General features: G+C 31.8%; 15 protein-coding genes. 1 reads left to right on the top strand and 14 read right to left on the bottom strand.

Annotated elements, in window-relative coordinates; translation table 11 throughout:
• From AB3G33_RS06010 to AB3G33_RS05955, 12 genes are all read right to left on the bottom strand, one after another.
• On the bottom strand, nucleotides 1-1989 hold the full coding sequence (locus AB3G33_RS06010) for a hypothetical protein (RefSeq protein WP_367773379.1): 1989 nt from the start codon (nucleotides 1987-1989) through the stop codon (nucleotides 1-3).
• Nucleotides 1990-1995: 6 nt separating this feature from the next.
• The gene (locus tag AB3G33_RS06005) at nucleotides 1996-3984 is read right to left on the bottom strand and encodes a DUF3858 domain-containing protein (protein WP_367773377.1); all 1989 of its coding nucleotides are present in this window, start codon (nucleotides 3982-3984) and stop codon (nucleotides 1996-1998) included.
• 4 nt (nucleotides 3985-3988) lie between these two features.
• Nucleotides 3989-6013: a DUF3857 domain-containing protein gene (locus AB3G33_RS06000; protein WP_367773375.1), complete on the bottom strand. Its 2025-nt coding sequence runs from the start codon at nucleotides 6011-6013 to the stop codon at nucleotides 3989-3991.
• Nucleotides 6014-6019: 6 nt separating this feature from the next.
• A complete protein-coding gene (locus AB3G33_RS05995; RefSeq protein WP_367773373.1) occupies nucleotides 6020-8026 on the bottom strand; it encodes a DUF3857 domain-containing protein in 2007 nt (668 codons plus the stop codon).
• 4 nt (nucleotides 8027-8030) lie between these two features.
• A complete protein-coding gene (locus AB3G33_RS05990) occupies nucleotides 8031-9941 on the bottom strand; it encodes a DUF3857 domain-containing protein (protein ID WP_367773370.1) in 1911 nt (636 codons plus the stop codon).
• A gap of 147 nt (nucleotides 9942-10088) precedes the next feature.
• Nucleotides 10089-10541, bottom strand: a complete 453-nt coding sequence (gene dtd, locus AB3G33_RS05985) for a D-aminoacyl-tRNA deacylase (protein WP_367773368.1) — start codon at nucleotides 10539-10541, stop codon at nucleotides 10089-10091.
• A gap of 53 nt (nucleotides 10542-10594) precedes the next feature.
• Nucleotides 10595-11572 (bottom strand): ribosome small subunit-dependent GTPase A, encoded by a 978-nt coding sequence (gene rsgA / locus AB3G33_RS05980; RefSeq protein WP_367756963.1) that lies wholly within the window; start codon nucleotides 11570-11572, stop codon nucleotides 10595-10597.
• A 133-nt stretch (nucleotides 11573-11705) separates the two neighbouring features.
• Complete coding sequence (locus AB3G33_RS05975) at nucleotides 11706-12788, bottom strand: chorismate mutase (RefSeq protein WP_367773366.1); 1083 nt, start codon at nucleotides 12786-12788, stop codon at nucleotides 11706-11708.
• Between the two features lie 66 nt (nucleotides 12789-12854).
• Nucleotides 12855-13712: a prephenate dehydrogenase gene (locus AB3G33_RS05970; protein ID WP_367773365.1), complete on the bottom strand. Its 858-nt coding sequence runs from the start codon at nucleotides 13710-13712 to the stop codon at nucleotides 12855-12857.
• Nucleotides 13713-14861: a pyridoxal phosphate-dependent aminotransferase gene (locus AB3G33_RS05965; RefSeq protein WP_367756957.1), complete on the bottom strand. Its 1149-nt coding sequence runs from the start codon at nucleotides 14859-14861 to the stop codon at nucleotides 13713-13715. It abuts the gene before it with no gap.
• 51 nt (nucleotides 14862-14912) lie between these two features.
• Nucleotides 14913-15740, bottom strand: coding sequence for a prephenate dehydratase (locus AB3G33_RS05960; RefSeq protein ID WP_367773363.1), 828 nt, complete (start codon nucleotides 15738-15740; stop codon nucleotides 14913-14915).
• Between the two features lie 355 nt (nucleotides 15741-16095).
• Complete coding sequence (locus AB3G33_RS05955) at nucleotides 16096-17337, bottom strand: dicarboxylate/amino acid:cation symporter (RefSeq protein WP_367773361.1); 1242 nt, start codon at nucleotides 17335-17337, stop codon at nucleotides 16096-16098.
• A gap of 154 nt (nucleotides 17338-17491) precedes the next feature.
• Here AB3G33_RS05955 and gldA point away from each other — a divergent pair, with 154 nt between their 5' ends.
• Nucleotides 17492-18388: a gliding motility-associated ABC transporter ATP-binding subunit GldA gene (gene gldA / locus AB3G33_RS05950; protein ID WP_367773359.1), complete on the top strand. Its 897-nt coding sequence runs from the start codon at nucleotides 17492-17494 to the stop codon at nucleotides 18386-18388.
• Between the two features lie 69 nt (nucleotides 18389-18457).
• On the opposite strand, the gene AB3G33_RS05945 is transcribed toward gldA, so the two are convergent.
• Together AB3G33_RS05945 and AB3G33_RS05940 are read right to left on the bottom strand one after the other, a co-directional pair.
• Nucleotides 18458-19207 (bottom strand): hypothetical protein, encoded by a 750-nt coding sequence (locus AB3G33_RS05945; protein ID WP_367773357.1) that lies wholly within the window; start codon nucleotides 19205-19207, stop codon nucleotides 18458-18460.
• Nucleotides 19208-19295: 88 nt separating this feature from the next.
• Nucleotides 19296-20417 carry a helix-turn-helix domain-containing protein gene (locus AB3G33_RS05940; protein WP_367773355.1) on the bottom strand — a complete coding sequence of 374 codons (1122 nt, stop codon included), beginning with the start codon at nucleotides 20415-20417 and terminating at the stop codon, nucleotides 19296-19298.
• Nucleotides 20418-20427: the final 10 nt, after the last annotated feature.

Here is a 20427-nt window from a genome sequence, read left to right as displayed (position 1 = left end):
TTATATTTTTTTTAAAACAATTTTTTCGTTTTGTGCAACAATCATTTTTTGAAAAAAATCTTTTATCGTGTTATAGTAACTTGGAGAAATAACACTTTTATTAATTTCCCTAATTATAGAAATTTGAATTTTATCTCCTGAACTAGCCGAAAGAATACTAAAAACGGCCGTATTATCCTCAGTAGTTAATTTTATAGCTGTTGGTAATGATTCGACTTCATATCCTTCTGGAATTTCCAAGGTCAAATTGTACCGCATTTGTTTTGGAAATCCAAAATAGATTGGCATTTGCCTTTTTTCCATAACAAAAGGATTCTTTTGATAAGCAAAAAACAATAACGGATTAATAAACAACTTTCCTCCTATTCTTTCATAATGATTGTTGGACACAAAAGTAAATGTTTCAGTAATAGGATTCATTAAATCTGTTTCTCTATTTTCTATTTTGTAATCAGTAATGCGTGCTCCACCCAATTCATTTTCTAATTTTTCAAGATAGGTATCGGTGTTGATAGCATTGTTTTTTTCTCTAAAACTATATGCCTCATAATTTGTTTTTTGAATTCTTAATTTTCCTGAAATTTTTCCTTGGGAATCAATATTTGCTAAAGCGGTATAATTGATATTCGATTGAAAAGTGGGTGCCAAAATAATTTCTTCCGATGTACCGTCTGCTCTAATCAGTCGCCCGTTCCAATTTAAAGCATTTAGAGGCAAAATATTTTGGGTGGTGTATTTTTGAGTAGCGTCTAATAAAACTTGTTTTCCCTCCCTTTCAACTGCAGCAACTACATAATTATAAACTGTTCGGTTCGGATAAACAGGAACTCCGTGATCTACCGTGCTTATTAAAACAGGATTTGCTTTTATTCCTGCTAATTTAAGCATGTCTATTAAAATGAAATTGATTTCGGCACAATTACCCGTTTTTTCCAAATAGGCTTTTTTCACTCCTCTATTAGTAAAATAACCATATTCGTTATTCCAATTCATTTTGTTTTTTACAAATTCAAAAATCACATTTAGTTTATTCTTTTCCTCAACATCTTTAAGAATCAATTTAATGTCTTGCATTAAAAAATCTCGCTCCTCCAGTTGCTTTCCAAAATCATTATCTTTAAAAATGGTTTTTGTCACTCCTTCCCAAGTCATCGAATAGTCCTTTACTTTTTCATTAGGAAAACGAGTACTTTCCAACTCATGATACAACGCTGTTTTATAGTTTATAATATTGTCAACAAAAGCCTCTTCTTTCAATGCAGGCATATTTTCAACACTATACTTGCTGTTTATTTGGCTATAACGAAAACCTCCCGATTGTCCATGCTCATCTTCAAAATTTTGACTTCCTTGCGCATATTTAGCCTCTGATTTTATTGATGTATATCCTGTAAGAATTGGCTTGTATACAAAATATTCTGGAATTTCCGTATCGTATTCCGCGTAATTTACCGGAATATCATATTGAAAATTATAAACAGGAAATTTTACTAAATTTTCTGATTTAAGCAAATATTTGATCTCTATCACTGAGCCTACCTTTACATTTGGCAACAAAATTGATGCCTCAGCCCAATTCTTATTTATCTCATTCTTAAAAACCCCTTCTCCTTTAAGCTTTGTTTTAACTACAATGTCATTTTCCAGATTATAAGTTGCACAATTTGAAAATTTAACTACATCATCATTGTATTTTTCATACCCTACATAATAGGGAACTTGAAAAGTAGCCCAGCTTAAACCCTCTTTCTTATAAATTTTTATTCTAAAAGTATATTCATGATTTAAGATAAATCCATTATTTCTTCTATAAGTATAAAACGTCCTACCTTTCTTAAATATAATTGCGGCAGCTGCTGTTGAATCTAGTGGATGCACTTTCTGTTGCAATTCCTCTTGAGAGGCCTTACCGTATTCAAAATTCTGGGCGTCACTTTTCGAAAAAGAAAAAATAAATAAAAAAATAAACACTATTTTTTTTAAAGACATCTGTTATTAGATTTTTGTTAAAACAATTTTTTCATTCTGCTTCTCCATCATTTTTTGAAAGAAATCTTTTAAAGCATCATATAAATCAGGAGGAACAACAGCTAAGTTTATTTCTTTTACAATTACAATTTGTATTTTATCATTGTCATATGCTATATTTATTGAATAAGACCCAACTGAATTAGCTGTTGAAATTTTTATGGGCTGCGGAACAGAAACTACTTTATATCCTTTTGGGATTTCAATGTTGATATTATACTTGTCCGTTTTTGGATATCCAAAATAAACAGGCATTTGTCTTTTTTCCAACACAAATGGATTTTGAGTAGTATTAAAAAACAACAAAGGATTTATGTATATTTTACCCGCTATGATTTCGCAATGTTTGTTTGATGTGAATTTAAAACTTTCTATGACAGTAGATGAGTTAGTATCATCGTTAACTTGTTTATAATCATCAATTAGAATTCCACCTAAATCAGATTCTAATTTTTCAAGATATTTATCATCAGTCAATAAAGCGGTACTCTCTCTAAACCTTTGAGCTACATAGTCTGTTTTGCGAATTCTAGTTTGTCCAACCATTTTCCCTTGAGCATCTAAAGCAACTACAATATTTACATTTTCATTGGAATTTTTATCTGGTACTAAATTTATCTCTTGGGAATCTCCCTCTTCCTTTATTAAACGACCCGTCCAGTTTAAATCTTCTAATGGCAAAATACCAACTGAAGAATATTTATTGGAAGCATCCATTAAAATTTGTTTTCCATCAATTTCTGCTGCTGCAATAACTGAATTAAAAACGGTCCTATTTGGGTAAACTGGAACTCCATGCTGTATTGTACTTATTAATACTGGATCAGTTTTGATTCCAGCACTTTTAAGCATTGCAATTAAAATGAGATTTATTTCGGCGGTATTTCCAGTACCATCCTTATATGCTTTTTTAACTCCTTTATCTGTCAAAATACTGTAATCTCCATCAAAATTCATTTTAGCTTGAACAAATTTGAAAATGGTTTCCAGCTTATCTATTTCAGTAGTAACATTGGAATTGAGTGCTTTTACATATGCATCCAAATAATTGTCTTTATTGAGTTCTCTCCCGAAACTATTGTAATCAAAAATATTCTTAGCTACTCCATCCCAAGTCATTGAATAGTCAACTACTCCATCAAACGGAAACCGAGTAGTTTCTAATTCATGCTGTATGGAAGATCTGTAATTTTTTATATTATCAATATAAGCCTCCTCTTTTAAGGCAGGAATATTCTCTGCTTTATAGCTTGCCAATTGATATTTATACGGAAAATCAGATTGCTGATTGTATTTATGAGAAAATGATTCCGTTTCTTTTACAATCTTTGAAGTGGCTTCTACTTTATTATACCCCGTTAAAAGTGTTTTATAGATGAATACTTCTGGAATATCCGTTTGATATTCTGCATAATTAACAGGGATTTCATACTGGAAATTAAATACGGGAAACCGCACATTATTTCTAGATTTCACAGTATAATTGATTTGAAATATGGAACCCACTTTTACGTTTGGCATGGTAATTAATGTCTGATTCCAATATTTATTAATATTAGTTTTCAAATTACCCTCCGTTCTGAGCGGTGTTTCTTTTAATTCTCCATTTTCTAAATTATAAGTAACACAATTTGAAAACTTAACAATTTCTTCCTCAAACCCCTCTCTCTTATTGAGATAAATGACGCTAAAGTCGGCCCATTTTAAACCTTCTTTTTTGTACACTTTAAATCTAATATTAAAATCATGGTATAGATAAAAGCCATTTCCTCGTTCATACACAAAATAGGTCCTCGCTTTTTTAAAAATAATTGCAGCTGCTGCAGTTGAATCTAGAGGATGCACTTTCACTTGCAACTCCTGGTTTGTTACTTTACCATATTCTAAATTCTGGGCACTGCTTTTTGAAAAGAGAAGAAAAACAACTAAAACAATTCCAACTTTGCAATACTTCATTTAATTATACTTTTTTTAAAATAATTTTTTCGTTTTGTTTGTCAAGTATTTTTTGAAAAAACTCTTTTAATGCTTGATAATAATCGGCTGCAACAATAGCTTTACTAATCTCAGATGTCATAATAATTTGCACTTTATTTCCTGTATTGGCAATAACATACTTAAAAGTTCCTATTCCGTCAACACCGGCAATATTCAAGCCTGTAGGAATGGTTTCTACCACATATCCTTCCGGAATTTCAAGCGTAATATTGTATTTACTTTGAACAGGAAAACCAAAATCAACAGGGTATTCTCTTGATTCTTGTTTAAAAGGATTCTCTTTGACTCCTAAAAATAAGGACGGAGTAATATAAATTTTATCATTGATTCTCTCAAAATCCTTAGTGTCTTTAAATGCATACGATTCTACGATAGGTTTTGATAAGTCTAAATCATTTTCTCTTGTATATTCATTGACTTCAATACTATTGTTATCACTCTCTAATTCTTCTAAATAAGTATCTTCTTTCGTTGCTGCATTTTTTTGTCGGAACGATAATGCTTCTTGATCCGTAAATTGTTTTCTTAACTTCCCTGATATAAAACCCTCTTTACTTACAACAGCATTCATATTCACCGTTTCCCTCGAAAGCGTTGTTGGAGTTAGGCTTACTTCTGTTGATGTACCATCTTTTCTAATTAAGCGACCAAACCAGTTTAAATCTCTTAGAGGAAGCACATTTGGCAATGAAAATTTTTCGGTAGCATCCAGTAAAACTAATCCACTAGGTGTTTCTATTGCTGCTATTACATAATCAAAAGCAGTTCTATTTGGAAAGATCGCAACTCCGTTAGAACGTGTACTCAACAATACTGGATTAGCAGTTAATCCAGCATAACGCAACATAGCGGTTAACATTAGGTTAATTTCGGCAATATTCCCCGTTTTATCTTTGTAGGCTTTTTTAACTCCGTCATTACAAGAATATCCATAATAATTATTCCATTTTACGTTAGCCTTAACAAAATTAAAAATGGCTGCCACTTTTTCTTCTGGTGTATTTAGACCTGCGATTACAGCATTTACATCATTTTCAAAGTAACCCGTTTTTTCCAATTCTAAACCAAAATCATCATAATCATAAATTGTTTTGGCCACTGCTTTCCAATCGGTGGATAACGATTTCAGTGGTTGATTTGGATATTTAATAAGAGAAAGTTCTTGAATTAAACTAGACGTATAATTTTCAATATTATTAACATACGCTTCCTCTTTCATTGCAGGCAAGTTTTCAGCTAAATAAGTGGTTCTCGTTTCTTCGTACGATAATTTACTTTGACTGTAATTACTGGCTTGTCCTTTCATTAATCCAGCACCTTCATCTCTTTCCATTGTAGAAAAAAGAACTGCTTTTGCCTTTTTTTCAGCTGTTACTTTTGGAAATATAAATCCTTTATAATTAACATTAAAAGTATAATATTCAGGAATAAAAGTACGATACTCCGAGTAATTGACTGGAATACTCGCTTGAAAACTCCAGTCTTTTGGACTGCCTACATAAGGCGTTTTTATAGTATATTCAAATTCAATTACTGAACCTTCTTGCACATTGGGCATAGATATTTTTTTTTGGCCCCAATATCGATTTACAACCTCATCAAATTCACCGTCTTTACTCAGTTTTGTTTTTTCGATTTTTCCATCGACAAGATTATAGGTAATCGCATCTGAAAAGGTGACATTTTCTTTGGAACTATTGCCTATATAGTATCTTACTTTTTGATTAGCCCAATCATATCCTTCTTTCTTGTAAATCTTAATTCGTGTTTGCACCTCAGTAGTCATTACAAATCCGTTACTTTTGGAATAATCATAACTAGTTTTTCCTTTTTTAAATAATACCGCAGCAACAGCATCATTGTCTTTTGGATGTGCTTTTTCTTGTAGTTCTTCAATAGATACTTTTCCTAATTCGAAATTTTGGGCATTTGTTTTAGAAAATAGAAAAACAAATAAAACAAGCAAGAAAGTTTTTTTTAGATGCATTTGTAATTAGATTTTTGTTAATATTATTTTTTCACTTTGTTTATCAATCATCCCTTGATAATAGGATTTAAGCATGGAATAATATTCTGAAGAAACGATTGCTTCATTTATTTGATGCGTAATTGCTAACTGAATTGAATTATCAGATGAAGTGGTCATAAATTTAAAACTTCCTAGGTTATCTTCCATTGTAATCACAGTTGGAGCTGGAAGCTGTTCTACTTTATATCCCTCAGGAATATTAATATTTATTGTATATTTTTCTAAAAAAGGAAATCCATAATCAATAGGATATTCTCTTACTTCTTGTTTAAAAGGATTTTTTAGATCAGTAAAAAACAACAAGGGTTTTACATAAATTTTTCCTCCAATACGCTCACTCAAATTAGATCCCGAAAAGGCATAGGTTTCCATTATTGGCAATCCAAGATTTGCTTCATTATTTCTAGAATATTCCTTTATCTCAATACTATTGTTATTGTTCTCTAATTTTTCTAAATAAGCATCTTCAGTAACGCTATTAACATTGTCCCTAAAAACCATTGCATTATAATCTGTTTGTTGTTTTCTTAGTTTTCCTGTTATAAGTCCATTAGCATCAATAGAATAATTCATCATCACTGTCGTATTAGACAATGAGTTAGGCATTAGATTCACTTCATCTGATGTTCCATCTTTTCTAACCAACCTGCCAATCCAGTTCAACGCTCTAAATGGCAAAACGTTTGGTGTTGAGAATTTATCTGAAGCATCAAGCAATATAACCCCAGTAGGAGTTTCAACAGCAGCTATAACATAATTGAAAGCAGTTCTATTGGGAAACATAGCAATTCCATTAGAACGGGTACTTACTAAAACTGGGTTAGCAGTTAAATTCGCATAGCGCAACATAGCGGTAAGCATCAAGTTAATTTCAGCTATATTTCCTGTTTTATCTTTATAGGCTTTTTTCACTCCATCATTACAAGAATACCCGTAATAATCGTTCCATTTTACCTTTGTTTTTAAAAAATTAAAAATGGCTGACACTTTCTCATCAGTAGTTGTTAAACCAGCAATAACACCCTTTAAATCATCCTCAAAATAGCCTGTTTTATTTAATTCAGGGCCAAAATCTTCATAATCATAGATGGTCTTTACAACCGATTTCCAATCTGTAGATAACATTTCTACAGGTTTGTTTGGAGATTTAATCATTGACAATTCTAACGACACACTACTAATATAATTATCGACATTATTGACATAAACCTCTTCATTCACAGCAGCAAGATTCTTAGCCACATAGTTTGTATTCGTTTCTTGATAAAAAGTCTTTCTTTCCGAAAATTTGGTTCCTTGCCCAATAATTATTTCCTTGTCAACCATAACTATTTCTTTGTTCTTTTTGTCAGAAGTAATTGTTGGAGTTACAAACCCTTTAAAATGGGTTGAATAAGTATAATATTCTGGTATATAAGTTTTATATTCAGAATAATTCACTGGTATTCTTGACTGAAAATACCAATCTCTAAGGGAACCTACGTTTGGAGATTTAATAGTATATTGGTATTCTATTACTGAACCTACTTTTACATTAGGCATCGTAATTTTCTTTTTACTCCAATATCTATCAACTACTTCTTCAAATTCACCTTCACTTTTTAGTTTTGTCTTTTCTATTTTTCCATCAACCAAATTATAAGTAATTGCATCTGAAAAAGTGACTTTTTCTTTAAAAGAGCTTCCCATTCTAAATATTACCTGTTGATTTGCCCAATCATAACCTTCTTTTTTATAGATTTTAATACGAACATCAACAGTAGTAACTACGGTAAAACCAGCGTCATTTGTATATTCAAAATTAGTTTCTCCTTTTTTGTATAAAATTGCAGCAACTGCAGCAGTATCTTTTGGATGATTTTTTTCTTGAAGTTCCGCAATAGAAACTTTACCTAGCTTGAATTCTTGTGCATATAAGCTAGAAGAAAAAGAAGCCATAAATAATAAAAGAGTGAATAGGTTAGATTTCATTAGGTTAGATTTTGGTTAATATAATTTTGGCGTTGTCGTTTCTAGAGACTTGATCTATGAAGAGGCGGTATTCATCATATTCTGTATTAGAATAAAATCCCTTTTTAATAGACAAACTGCGTTTATACACTATAGTACTGTCATCTTTTTTAATAAATTCTGTTTTATATTCCCCAAATTTATTTTTCAATTCAAAATTAGTAGGCAAGAATTCAATAGCAAACTCCTTAGGTAAAGCAACGGTTATTTGGTCAATATCAGCAAAACCTCTTTGAATTTCAAATGGGTTTTTTCTGTTTCTTATCCTTTTTACACTTGTCGTGTATTGGTTATAAGCATTTATGGCAAACATCATTTTACCTGACAATAAATTACCATAGTTTGCTGCACTTATTTCAACCTTTTCAGCAAAACTGACACTTGACTTATCATTTAAAAAAGATAAGTTGTTGATTTTTAAATTATTAATGGTGTTCCAATACTCTTTATAATGTTGTTCTTTTTCTGTTGGCTGAAGATTTTCTATTGGTTCTTTTTGACTGTATTGCGACCCTTTGGATACTATTTCAATTTTACCTGCCAAATCACCATTAGCAGCCAAAGAATAATTTCCTGAACTGATTTGGCTATTGTATTTATCGATGTATTTTTGAGTATGTACTATTTCCCCTCCATCTGGTTTTATAACAAGTACATCTCTATCGTCAGTAAAAGTTCCTTGAAACCCAAAAGGGGCATCTTGACTTGTACATTCGAGCCAAGTATAATAATCTCCATTTGGGATGGCTAAAATCATATGATTTCCTTGCATAGACACAAATTGTGATTCAATATCTTTCTTATGACTATCTCCATATAAAACGGTATTATAGGACGGCACGCCAACTGTTTCTAAAAGTGCTTTTGTATAATTAGTCAAAGCCTTACAATCTCCATATCCTAAACGATCAACATCATTGGCAAACATTGGTTTCCAACCTCCAATTCCTACTTGAATACTAACATACCTAGATTTTTTTTGAACATAATCATAAATCAATTGTGCTTTCTTTATTGGATCTGTTTCATCTCCTATTAATGTTTTCATCTTTTCTTTTGTACCTTCAGGTAGACTAGTTGTTCCTGATAAAATATCATCATAATACCATTGTCCAAATTCTTTCCAAGTCTTGGCTCTTCCATCAACATCTTCTAAATGAAAAAGTTCCAAACCCATCATGACTTTTGGAAAAAGAGAACTATAGGACGGGCTGTAATCTTCTTGCTTTTGCACTGGAATATTTATGGCTGTATAAGACAATTGAGTTGAAGTGTCTATCGTTTTTTGAATGTTGAAATTCGCAAAATTAAATTCCATTTTTTTAAAACCCAGATTATCTGGATAAGTCACATTCAAAACACTTTTCTCTACACTTACAAAAAAATTGGAAATAGGGTACCATTGCGGAATAAAGGCCGTCGTAGACGTTTCCAGTTTACTTTCATACACAACTGTAAAGGGGTATTGTGTAGGTGTATAATCTAAATAAATATAACGGCTATCAGAGAATAAAGTGCTTCCACCTGCAGCACTGTTATCTTTAAAATCTTTCCTTTTTATTTTTTTTATTTCTTTGCCTGCTGCATCATAAATGGTTGCCTGAATATCTTTGACAGTTGTTTTTTTATCGTAATTCTCTACAGCATCAATCTCCGACAGCCCTTTCTCATTTAAAACCGTAATTACTCTAGTTGAATTGATAGTCATATCTCGTTGGGAAGCGATAACAATATCTATTTGATTCAAACGAACAACAGCATTGGCATTTTCTTTTAAACTATCAGCAATAAGTAATGCCGAATAATCATTTTTTTGGGATTGTACGGTAAAAGTTGTAAAAACAACTAGGGATACCAATAGCATTTTTATTTTCATAGTAGGTTTTGAGAGTTTGAATAATTACCAAATAAGAAGGACTACATAGTGTAACAAAAACCTCTAAGGGAGCTTTTACTTTATGTTTTGGGAATTTTAAGTATTCGTGGCTATCAAAAATAGAATAATTCTGACAATAAACAAGTTCTACTCTCTATTTTTACTATCTATGATTATGGTAACTGGTCCGTCATTTAAAAGACTCACTTTCATGTCGGCACCAAAGATTCCGGTTTGGATTTTCTTTCCTAGCTCCAACTCTAATTTTTCAATAAAGCTTTCATATAGCGGAATAGCAACTTCTGGTTTTGCTGCTTTAATATAAGAAGGGCGATTGCCTTTTTTAGTTGCGGCATGCAGTGTAAATTGACTCACGACAATTACTTCGCCTTTAATATCTTGAATCGAGTGATTCATGACGTGGTTTTCATCATCAAAAATTCTGATTTTTGCAATCTTACCTACTAACCAAGTTAAATCCTCTTGCACATCGGCATCCTCAATACCTACCAAAATCAACAGCCCTTTTTGGATATCGGCTATTACTTTATGATCTACTGTAACAGAGGCGGAAGAAACTCTTTGAAGGACTACTTTCAAATTAATGGTGAATTATAAATTATTTTACTTTTTTAAACTGCTTTTAGCAAAGATTATTTCCTAGATTCATCGCTTTCCATTCTATCTTCATTATAAATATCGGTACGATAATGCTCGTCATCACCTTCTAAAATTTTAAGGTAACTATTGTATCTCGACCATGCAATTTCATCTTTTTCTAAGGCTTCTTTTACAGCACATTTTGGTTCGTCTTTATGCAAACAATTATTAAATTTACACTGATCTTTTAATTTGAAAAATTCAGGGAAATAACCACTAATCTCGGCTTTTTCCATATCTACCATTCCAAAACCTTTAATTCCTGGAGTGTCTATAATGCTTGCGCCAAAAGATAAATCATACATTTCTGCAAATGTAGTTGTATGTTGCCCTTGTTTACTGGCGTCTGAAATTGTTTTAGTTTTTAAGTGCAAAGACGGTTCCATAGCATTCACCAACGTTGATTTCCCAACACCCGAATGTCCTGAAAACATACTCACTTTACCAATCATCATTTCTTTCAAGGCATCGATTCCTTTCATTTCGGTAGAAGAAACCCTAAGGCACTTATACCCCACTTCTTGATATACATGTTGCATATACAACTGTTCGTCAAGTGTTGGTTCGTCAAGTGTGTCTATCTTATTAAAAACCAAAATAGTTTCAATCCCATATGCTTCTGCAGTTACTAGAAAACGATCAATAAAATTAAAAGTCGTTGGAGGATTATTTACCGTAACTAATAAAAAAACACGATCAATATTTGACGCAATAATATGCATCTGATGTGATAAGTTGACTGATTTACGTACAATATAATTCTTTCTTTCATGAATATTATGAATGGTTCCAGTAACTGTGTCCGATGATTCTTCGAGTTCATAATCCACAACATCACCCACAGCAATTGGATTAGTGCTTTTAATTCCTTTTATGCGAAATTTCCCTTTCATACGGCATTCTATAAAATCACCTTGTTCTGATTTTACAGTATACCAACTTCCTGTAGATTTATATACGAGTCCTGTCATGTTGCAAAGGTAAAATTTTGTTTCAAGTTTGAAGTTTAAAGTTTGAAGTTTTTATTAGTGTCTACAAATAAAAAATCCCCACAACTTTAATTTAAAAGCTGTGGAGATTACTATTATAAAATACTAATAATATTTATGCATTCAATATTTTGTCTTGATGACCAATACTTTCTTGGTGAATTGCTTTGAACATTCTAAGAATAAATTCTTCTGAAAGGCCTTTTTTCTCCCCTTCAAGAATCATTTTTCCAAGAATTTCGTTCCAACGTGTGTTTTGTAAAACAGCCACATTTGAGTCTTTTTTCACTTGACCAATTTCGTCAGCCACTTTCATTCTTTTTCCTAATAACTCTAATAAATTAGCATCAAGAACATCAATGTTTGCTCTTAATTTTGTCATTTTATTAGCATACTCATCCGTGTCTCCACTTACTTTTCTTACTCTCAAATCTTTGAAAATTTGTTTCAAAGCGTCTGGCGTTACTTGTTGTGCAGCATCACTCCAAGCATTGTCTGGATCAATATGAGTTTCAATGATCATACCGTCATAATTTAAATCCAATGCTTCTTGAGTTACTTCAAGAATCATATCTCGGTTACCAGTGATATGAGATGGATCAATGATTAATGGTAAATCAGGGAATTTATTTTGCAATTCAATAGCAATTTGCCATTCTGGAATGTTTCTGTATTTTGTTTTTTCGTAAGTAGAAAATCCTCTGTGAATTACTCCAAGATTTTTAATTCCAGCAGCATATAAACGCTCTACACCACCTAACCACAAAGCCATATCTGGATTCACTGGGTTTTTGATCAATACAATTTTATCCGTTCCTTTCAATGTATCAGCAATTTCTTGAACTGCAAACGGGTTTGCAGTTGTACGAGCACCTACCCACAAAACATCAATATCATGCTCCAAAGCTAATTTACAGTGTGCCGCTGTTGCTACTTCAGTTCCCATCAATAAACCTGTCTCTGCTTTTGCTTTTTGCAACCATTTCAAACCAATTTCTCCCACACCTTCAAATCCTCCTGGACGTGTTCTTGGTTTCCATATACCTGCTCTAAAAACACTTACATCTGAATCTTTCAATTCATGAGCAATTTTTAATACTTGATCTTCAGTTTCAGCACTACAAGGTCCTGCAATTACAAATGGATGAGTTAAATTAAATTCATTCAACCAATTTCTCATTTCTTTCTTGTTTTCCATCTTTTCTAATTATTTATTTTATTATTTTTTTTTGTGTTGTTCTTCTTTATTTAATCTTTGCAAAAATTATTTTTTTACATTCATTCCATTCAATATTTCTTTTATTTTATTTACACTTTCCATTTCATCAAAAATGGCATTGTATTCATCCTTTACCAATAAATCTTTAAATTGAGTCAAGTTGGCTATATATCCTTCTAAAGCTTCCACCACTTCCAACTTATTTTGTTTGAAAATTGGGGTCCACATAGCAGGCGAACTTTTTGCCAAACGCACTGTACTTTCAAAACCAGAACCCGCCATATCAAATATATCCTGCTCGTCTTTTTCTTTGTTTATTACTGTTTTTCCAAGCATAAAAGCACTAATGTGAGACAAATGCGACACATAAGCAATATGTTTGTCATGTGATTTTGGATCCATATAACGTATTCTCATTCCCATTGCTTTAAAAAGGGCTAATGCTTTCTCCTGCAATTTAAAAGCAGTACGTTCTACTTCACAAATTATATTAGTCTTCCCATTGAACAAATCATGTATTGCTGCCGATGGCCCTGAAAACTCGGTTCCTGCAATAGGATGAGTTGCAATAAAATTTCTTCTTCTTGAATGGTTAGCAATTGCTTCACAAATTGGCGCTTTGGTAGAACCCACTTCAAAAACAATAGAATTCTCACCTACAGCATCCAATACCTTAGGCAATAGCGTTAAGGCAACATCTACTGGAACCGATACAATTACAAAATCAGCATTCGATAGATCTTCCAATTGAGCGGCTTCATCAATAACCCCTAAATCCAATGCTTGTTTCACATGACTTTCGTTATGATCGATACCATAAATAGTGGCTGATGGATCTATGGTTTTAATGTCTAACGCCATCGATCCTCCTATTAATCCTATTCCTATTATATAAACTTTCATTTAATTAAATCTATCAATTGCTTCCTGTACTTTTTCTTCCCCTACACATAATGCAAAACGAATATATCCTTCTCCGTTACTTCCAAAAATTGTTCCTGGTGCTATAAAGAGATGTTTCTCATGTAAGATTTGGTCTATAAATTTTTCAGCTGAAGTTATTCCTTCTGGCAATTTGGCCCAAACAAACAATCCAACACCTTCCTTATATACTTTACAGTTTAATTTCTCCGCTAATTGTTCTGTCAAAACACGACGTTTCTTGTAAATTTCATTCATCGAATCAAACCACGCTTTATCACTTTTTAAAGCAGCTATAGCCCCTTTTTGAATTCCAAAAAACATACCGCTGTCCATGTTGCTTTTTACTTTCAAAACAGCATCAATACAAGCTGCATTCCCCAGAACCATTCCTACTCTCCATCCTGCCATATTGAACGTTTTACTTAAAGAATTTAGCTCTAATGCTACGTCCTTCGCGCCTTCCACTTGTAACAAACTCATTGGCTTATCATTCAAAACAAAACTATATGGATTATCATTGATTAATAAAATAGTATGTTTTTTGGCGAAAGCCACTAACTTTTCAAATAACTCCAAACTTCCTCTCGCTCCTGTTGGCATATGTGGATAACCAATCCACATAATTTTAACTTTAGATAAATCCAATTTTTCTAAAGCGTCAAAATCAGGTTCCCAATTTGTACTTTCTTTTAAATCATAATAAACGGGAACAGCACCCACTAAATTAGTTACTGAAGTATAAGTAGGATATCCTGGATTTGGTATTAATACTTGATCTCCTTCATTTAAGAAAGCCAATGAAATATGCATAATACCTTCCTTAGAACCCATCAAAGGCAAAACTTCAGTATTGGGATTCAAATCCACATTATAGTTGTTTTTATAAAAATCAACCATTCCATTTCTCAATTCCGGTAATCCTTGATAACTTTGATAACCATGAGCATTTTCCTCTTTCACGGCAAGAACCACTGCATCAATAACTTCTTGTGAAGGTTGCAAATCCGGACTTCCAATTCCCATATTTATTATTGGATTCCCTTCGGATGCCAATTGTCTTACTTCTCTCAATTTAGAGGAGAAATAGTATTCTTCAATGATATCTAATCTTTTTGCTGTTGTAATCATTACTATTTTTTAAATTCTTTTGACCTTGATGCGTTTATAACTTTTGACTAATTATGGCTTTGTATTTTTATATTCGCCCAAAACTTTAAAATACTCTGCCATTATTTCTAATAACGATTTTGCTTTTTCGTAATCTGCATATTTTTCAAAAGTTACATCCACAAAAAAGGAATATTTCCAAGGAGTTTCAATTTTTGGCAAGGATTGAATTTTGGTCAAATTCATTTTGCAATCACTCATTACATTAAGTACAGCTGCTAAACTCCCTCTTTTATGATCCAATTCAAATTTCAAAGACGCTCTGTTAATATCTTCCTTTGCTACAAATGCATTCTCTTTTTTAATTATAACAAAACGAGTCATGTTATTTTTAATCGTTTGAATTTCTGGTGCCAGAATTTCTAAATCATACATAATCGAAGCCGTTTTACTGGCAATTGCAGCGATTCCTTTTAATTGTTTCTCCTGAATTCTACGAGCTGTTTCGGCTGTATCTTTATCTTCAACTAATTTTATATTAGGATATTTTTTTAAAAAATCCATACACTGTAATAATGCCATTGGATGAGAATGTACTTCAACAATATCTTCCAATTTTTGTCCCTTAAGCGCCATCAAATTTTGATGAATACTTAAATAATGTTCTCCAATGATGTGCAAATTATTCTTATCAATCAACGCATAATTAGGAATAATAGGCCCCGCGATTGAATTTTCAATGGCCATAACTGCCTGTTCCGATTTTCCTGACAATAGGCTGTCCACTAATTCTTCAAATGACAGACACTCGTCTACTGCTATATTTTGCTCAAAATATTCTTGTGCCACTTGATGGTGAAAAGAACCTAGTATCCCTTGAATTGCAATTTTTGTTCCCATTTATTCCAAAAAAAAATCCTGATTTTCATCAGGATTGTATATTATTTTTATTTGTTTCTTTTATTTCAAATAACCATAGCACAATCCTTACTTCCTATAAAAGAAGAAATAAGTGTTGCTAAAATAAAAACGGTTATTAGTTGACATTTTGATGTTTTTTTTCAATGTTATCAATGCAAATGTATAAACATATTCAATACAAACACATAAAAAAATATGATTTTATCTAACAAAAAACGAATTCTTTGTGAAAGCGACTTTTGATTACCAAATACTTAAAAAAATAGGTTTTAATCCATTGCTTTTTAAATATTTGAAAAGTGCTTTGGGTTAAATTTATGACTAATAAATCAGTTTAGCGAGCTAATTTTACTGAAAGCCATTCTTTTCCTTCTGAAATACGCGTGATTAACATCGCCGAGACTACATCTCCATTCGCATTTAGCAAAGTAGCCATGGGATCAACTAATGTTCCTACAATCATGGCTGCAGGTAAAGCTTGTTCCATTGGAAAACCATAAATAGTGATTGCTAGAATCTCCCCAATATATCCACCATTAGGAATTCCTCCTTCAACTACCGAAACGATAACCGTAATCCCTAATGCTAAAAGTAAGGTATTGGGATCTGTAAAATCTTTACCGAACATGGCAAAAATTACAGCAATTTTTATAATAGATGACATACTTGATCCATCTTTATGCAAAGGAGCTCCTAATGGAATTGCAATATTACGGATATGTGAAGGAACATTCATTTTCTCTGTTGCCTCCAGATTTGCTGGAATTGTTGCAATACTACTGCAAGTTCCCAAAGCTGTTAAGGAAGGTGCAATATTATTACTCCAAAACACTTTCAATCCGTTATTTCCTCCTGCAAGGAAAGCATACAAACTAAAGAACACCACAAAGTAGAATCCACATACTGCATAATAAAGTCCTAATGGCTTAGCATAGGCTCCAAATAACTGCGGTCCAAAAATACCTACTTGATACGCAAAATAAGCACCCAAACCTACCGGTGCCGTTTTCATAATCAAGTGTAGTAATTGTTTCATTACCTCGTTTCCTGAATTTAGGAACCCTCTAAAACTTTCTCCTTTCTCTCCCGAACGTAAACTGGCAAATCCTATTAAAAAGGAGAAAATGATTAAAGCCAACATGCTTTTTCTAGAAAGCAATTCATAAAAATCATTGGCAGTCAGTAATTGAGTGATTTGTGATCCAGGACTAGTGGTTTGCATACTCTCCAATGGAATTTTGGAAATGATAATATCTTGATGAATTGGAAAAAGCAAAACACCTATTATCATAATTATAGCCGATACCAATACCGTACTTAAAAATACTCCAATAACGACTACAAATAACTTTCCTAATTTTTCTGATTTTTCTAAACTGGCAATTGACGACGCTATCGTAAAGAAAATCAAAGGAATAATAGCCGTAAAAAGTAAATTTAGAAATATATCGCCAAGTGGCTTAATCACTTCTACATCTTTCCCAAAAACCAAACCTAATATACTTCCTGCAGTTATACCACATAATAACCATATAATACCACTATAGGTTTTAAACAAACTCTTACTTTCTTCCATTTTTAGATTTGCTTTTTATAATTTTTTATAAATATATCATTCTATTTCTCAAATACCAATAATTAAAGATTAAGTAGTAATCCCTTTTTGATATTGTCTAATAAAAACAATAAATCAATCTTTTTCTTTTTACTTTTGCTACAAATAATTCATCATGTCAATAGCAGTAAATAATATCTCTAAAAGTTATGGTGCCCAAAAAGCACTTGACAACGTTTCATTTTCTATTAACAAAGGAGAAATTGTAGGTTTTCTTGGTCCTAATGGTGCTGGAAAATCAACTTTAATGAAAATATTGACGACCTATATCAATGCCGATGAAGGTACTGCGCAAGTGAATGGGAACTATGTAAACTCAAATCAAAAAGCAGTGCAGCTTTCTATAGGTTATTTACCAGAACACAATCCCTTATACTTGGATTTGTATGTTAGAGAATATCTTGCCTTTAATGCCGAAGTCTATAAAGTTGCTAAATCCCGAATCGAAGAAGTAATTCAACTAACTGGTTTAAGCACTGAAAGTCATAAAAAAATAGGACAGTTATCCAAAGGATTCCGTCAACGTGTTGGCCTTGCCAATGCTTTATTACACAATCCTGATGTTTTAATTCTTGATGAACCTACAACAGGTTTAGATCCGAATCAATTAATCGAAATTCGTAATGTGATTAAAAACGTAGGGAAAGATAAAACGGTTTTCCTTTCTACACATATTATGCAAGAAGTGGAAGCACTTTGTGATCGTGTCATTATCATCAATAATGGTAAGATTGTAACCGACAAAAAACTGGACAACTTAATTTCTGAAGATAAGGAACAAGTAATCGAAGTAGAATTTGATTATAAAATCGAAGAACAAGTGATTGCTAAAATCGAAAACATATCTTCTTATAAAAATACTCATGACATGATTTGGGAACTGACTTTTAAAACGGACAAAGACATGCGCCCTATAGTTTTTGATTTTGCTACAGCAAATGGTTTAAAAACATTACAATTGAATCAGAAAAATAAAAATCTAGAAGCTATATTTAGAGAGATTACAAAATAAGTTAGTATTAGGAATCAAGTTACCCGATAAAAAAAGCTCGTTTAAAATAATTTTAAACGAGCTTTTTTTTTAATTTATCAATGATTTCAAATAGATTGTAAACAACAATGATAACACAATTGCCGACAGCCGAACTATATTTTTTACAAAAACACTATTAAAACTTAACGAGGGTAAATTGGATTTTGTTTTTAGAAAAAAGTCAACTAGACTCTTATAATCTAACGAAATCAAGAACAAAACTCCAATCGTTAACACTACAGATTGCAATAATGCACCTACATTCATTTGATAAAAAACATTAATTAAAGTCAAATTAGCTAGTAGTGCAAATAAAATTATGGATCCAAGCAATACAGTTCTTCGAAACAATAATAAATAACCACTCCCAATTTGGATCACTGCTACTATAATTCCAAAAGTCTGTGAATGTCCAAAATAAAACCAAGTCAGCCATTCACCTGATAGCTTATTGATAGGTAAACTTGCAATTTCAGTAGGAACTATAAATTGAAGTCCGTAAAATTTTTTCCACCCAAAACTGGCAATATTAAAAGCAAGACAATATCGGATAGTACTATACGTAAAACCATATATCTTATCCGATTCCACTTTTTGCTTTTGTTCTAAATAATGCCATATAAACGGAAATAGTAGCGTAACCAATAAAGAAATCCCAACTAAGGAAAAAACTATTATTGGAGGAAACCAAGAAATATTCCCGCCGTTACCCAGCATTAAGACAAAAGCCGAAAACACTATACCAAGGGTTAAAGAAGTGCTGATTTTTTTTGATAATGAAGTTGATTGTTCTAACATATCGTTTTATATTTGAATTAATAGTCCACAAATTTGGTTATTAATCAAATATCAACTGTTCCGATGTACCCGTTCGAACCTATTTAAACTACTTTTTTTCTAAAACTAAATTTGCTTTCACAAATGCCGTTGGAGAAATCCCCACATACTTTTTAAAAGTAGTATTAAAAGTGGTTTTGGAATTAAATCCCGATTCATAAGCAATCCCTAAAACATTTAGTAGCTTGTATTTTTCAGACAACAACAAAATTTTCGCCTCTTCTATTCGGTATTTATTTATAAAATTATAAAAGTTATCGCCGTATAATTCGTTAATCACAAATGAGGTTTCATTACAACTAGCATTCATACTGTTGGCTAATTTTGGTAAACTTAAATCATTCTCTAAGTACACTTTTTCAAAATTCATAAGTATCCGCAATTTTTCATTTAATTCATTCAATCGTTTTTCTGAAACTCTTTTAGGATTATCTTTTTTATACTCTCTAATTGTCGAAAGTTCATTTAAATCGTTTTTATTAAAATCAAAAACTTCTTTTTGCTGTAAAGAAAAATAAGCTAACAAAAATACAGCTACAAAATAGAGTAAAGGCGTAAGCTTAATTAAACTTTTTAAGTCGAAAAAAATAAGATTGAACCAAACAATTACAATTAGCATCAAAACCAATAAAAAATATTTGAGCCAAGAAAGATCACTTTTCTCCGTTGACGATGAAAATTGACGTATGTATTTTATGTGTTTTTGCAATTTGCTAAAAGATAAATACCAATAAATTATTGCTTGGAGCGGTAATGCTGTTTGCAGAATAAAAAATATAATTTTGCCAAAAACATAACTGAATTCAATATTTTTACCTGTAATAAAAAACGGGAATCTGAAAAGCAAAAAAATCAAAAAGGGTAAAAAATGCCATACATTTTTCTTGTCAATTTTTTTCTGTAATGAAGTAAAGTATAAAATACTAATATAAAGGAAAGGAGCAGTTAGAAACCTGACCAAGCCAATTAATTCAAATACATTAGGATGTCTTAGATAGATTTTTTGATAAGACATAGGTATTTCAAGCATTGCTAATCCGAGCGTCATAATAAACAATCCCAAATATTTATTTGCAATTAAATTACTTTTCTGAGGACGCGCAATAAGTAAAAATCCCAGTAGAAAAGCAGCTCCAGAGGTAATCCCCATTATGATTGGAAAGTTTATCATATCAAAAAAT

Origin of the sequence: Flavobacterium sp. WC2421 (genome assembly GCF_040822115.1) — a bacterium.
Classification (GTDB): Bacteria; Bacteroidota; Bacteroidia; order Flavobacteriales; family Flavobacteriaceae; genus Flavobacterium.
Note: the sequence above shows the minus strand (reverse complement) of the source record. Positions and strands in the feature narration are given on the sequence as shown.

Bases quoted from the DNA above. Each gene is read 5' to 3' on its own strand.
- AB3G33_RS06010 (WP_367773379.1), bottom strand. From the start codon at position 1,989: ATGTCTTTAAAAAAAATAGTGTTTATTTTTTTATTTATTTTTTCTTTT.
- AB3G33_RS06005 (WP_367773377.1), bottom strand. From the start codon at position 3,984: ATGAAGTATTGCAAAGTTGGAATTGTTTTAGTTGTTTTTCTTCTCTTT.
- AB3G33_RS06000 (WP_367773375.1), bottom strand. From the start codon at position 6,013: ATGCATCTAAAAAAAACTTTCTTGCTTGTTTTATTTGTTTTTCTATTT.
- AB3G33_RS05995 (WP_367773373.1), bottom strand. From the start codon at position 8,026: ATGAAATCTAACCTATTCACTCTTTTATTATTTATGGCTTCTTTTTCT.
- AB3G33_RS05990 (WP_367773370.1), bottom strand. From the start codon at position 9,941: ATGAAAATAAAAATGCTATTGGTATCCCTAGTTGTTTTTACAACTTTT.
- rsgA (WP_367756963.1), bottom strand. From the start codon at position 11,572: ATGACAGGACTCGTATATAAATCTACAGGAAGTTGGTATACTGTAAAA.
- AB3G33_RS05975 (WP_367773366.1), bottom strand. From the start codon at position 12,788: ATGGAAAACAAGAAAGAAATGAGAAATTGGTTGAATGAATTTAATTTA.
- AB3G33_RS05970 (WP_367773365.1), bottom strand. From the start codon at position 13,712: ATGAAAGTTTATATAATAGGAATAGGATTAATAGGAGGATCGATGGCG.
- AB3G33_RS05965 (WP_367756957.1), bottom strand. From the start codon at position 14,861: ATGATTACAACAGCAAAAAGATTAGATATCATTGAAGAATACTATTTC.
- AB3G33_RS05960 (WP_367773363.1), bottom strand. From the start codon at position 15,740: ATGGGAACAAAAATTGCAATTCAAGGGATACTAGGTTCTTTTCACCAT.
- AB3G33_RS05955 (WP_367773361.1), bottom strand. From the start codon at position 17,337: ATGGAAGAAAGTAAGAGTTTGTTTAAAACCTATAGTGGTATTATATGG.
- gldA (WP_367773359.1), top strand. From the start codon at position 17,492: ATGTCAATAGCAGTAAATAATATCTCTAAAAGTTATGGTGCCCAAAAA.
- AB3G33_RS05945 (WP_367773357.1), bottom strand. From the start codon at position 19,207: ATGTTAGAACAATCAACTTCATTATCAAAAAAAATCAGCACTTCTTTA.
- AB3G33_RS05940 (WP_367773355.1), bottom strand. From the start codon at position 20,417: ATGATAAACTTTCCAATCATAATGGGGATTACCTCTGGAGCTGCTTTT.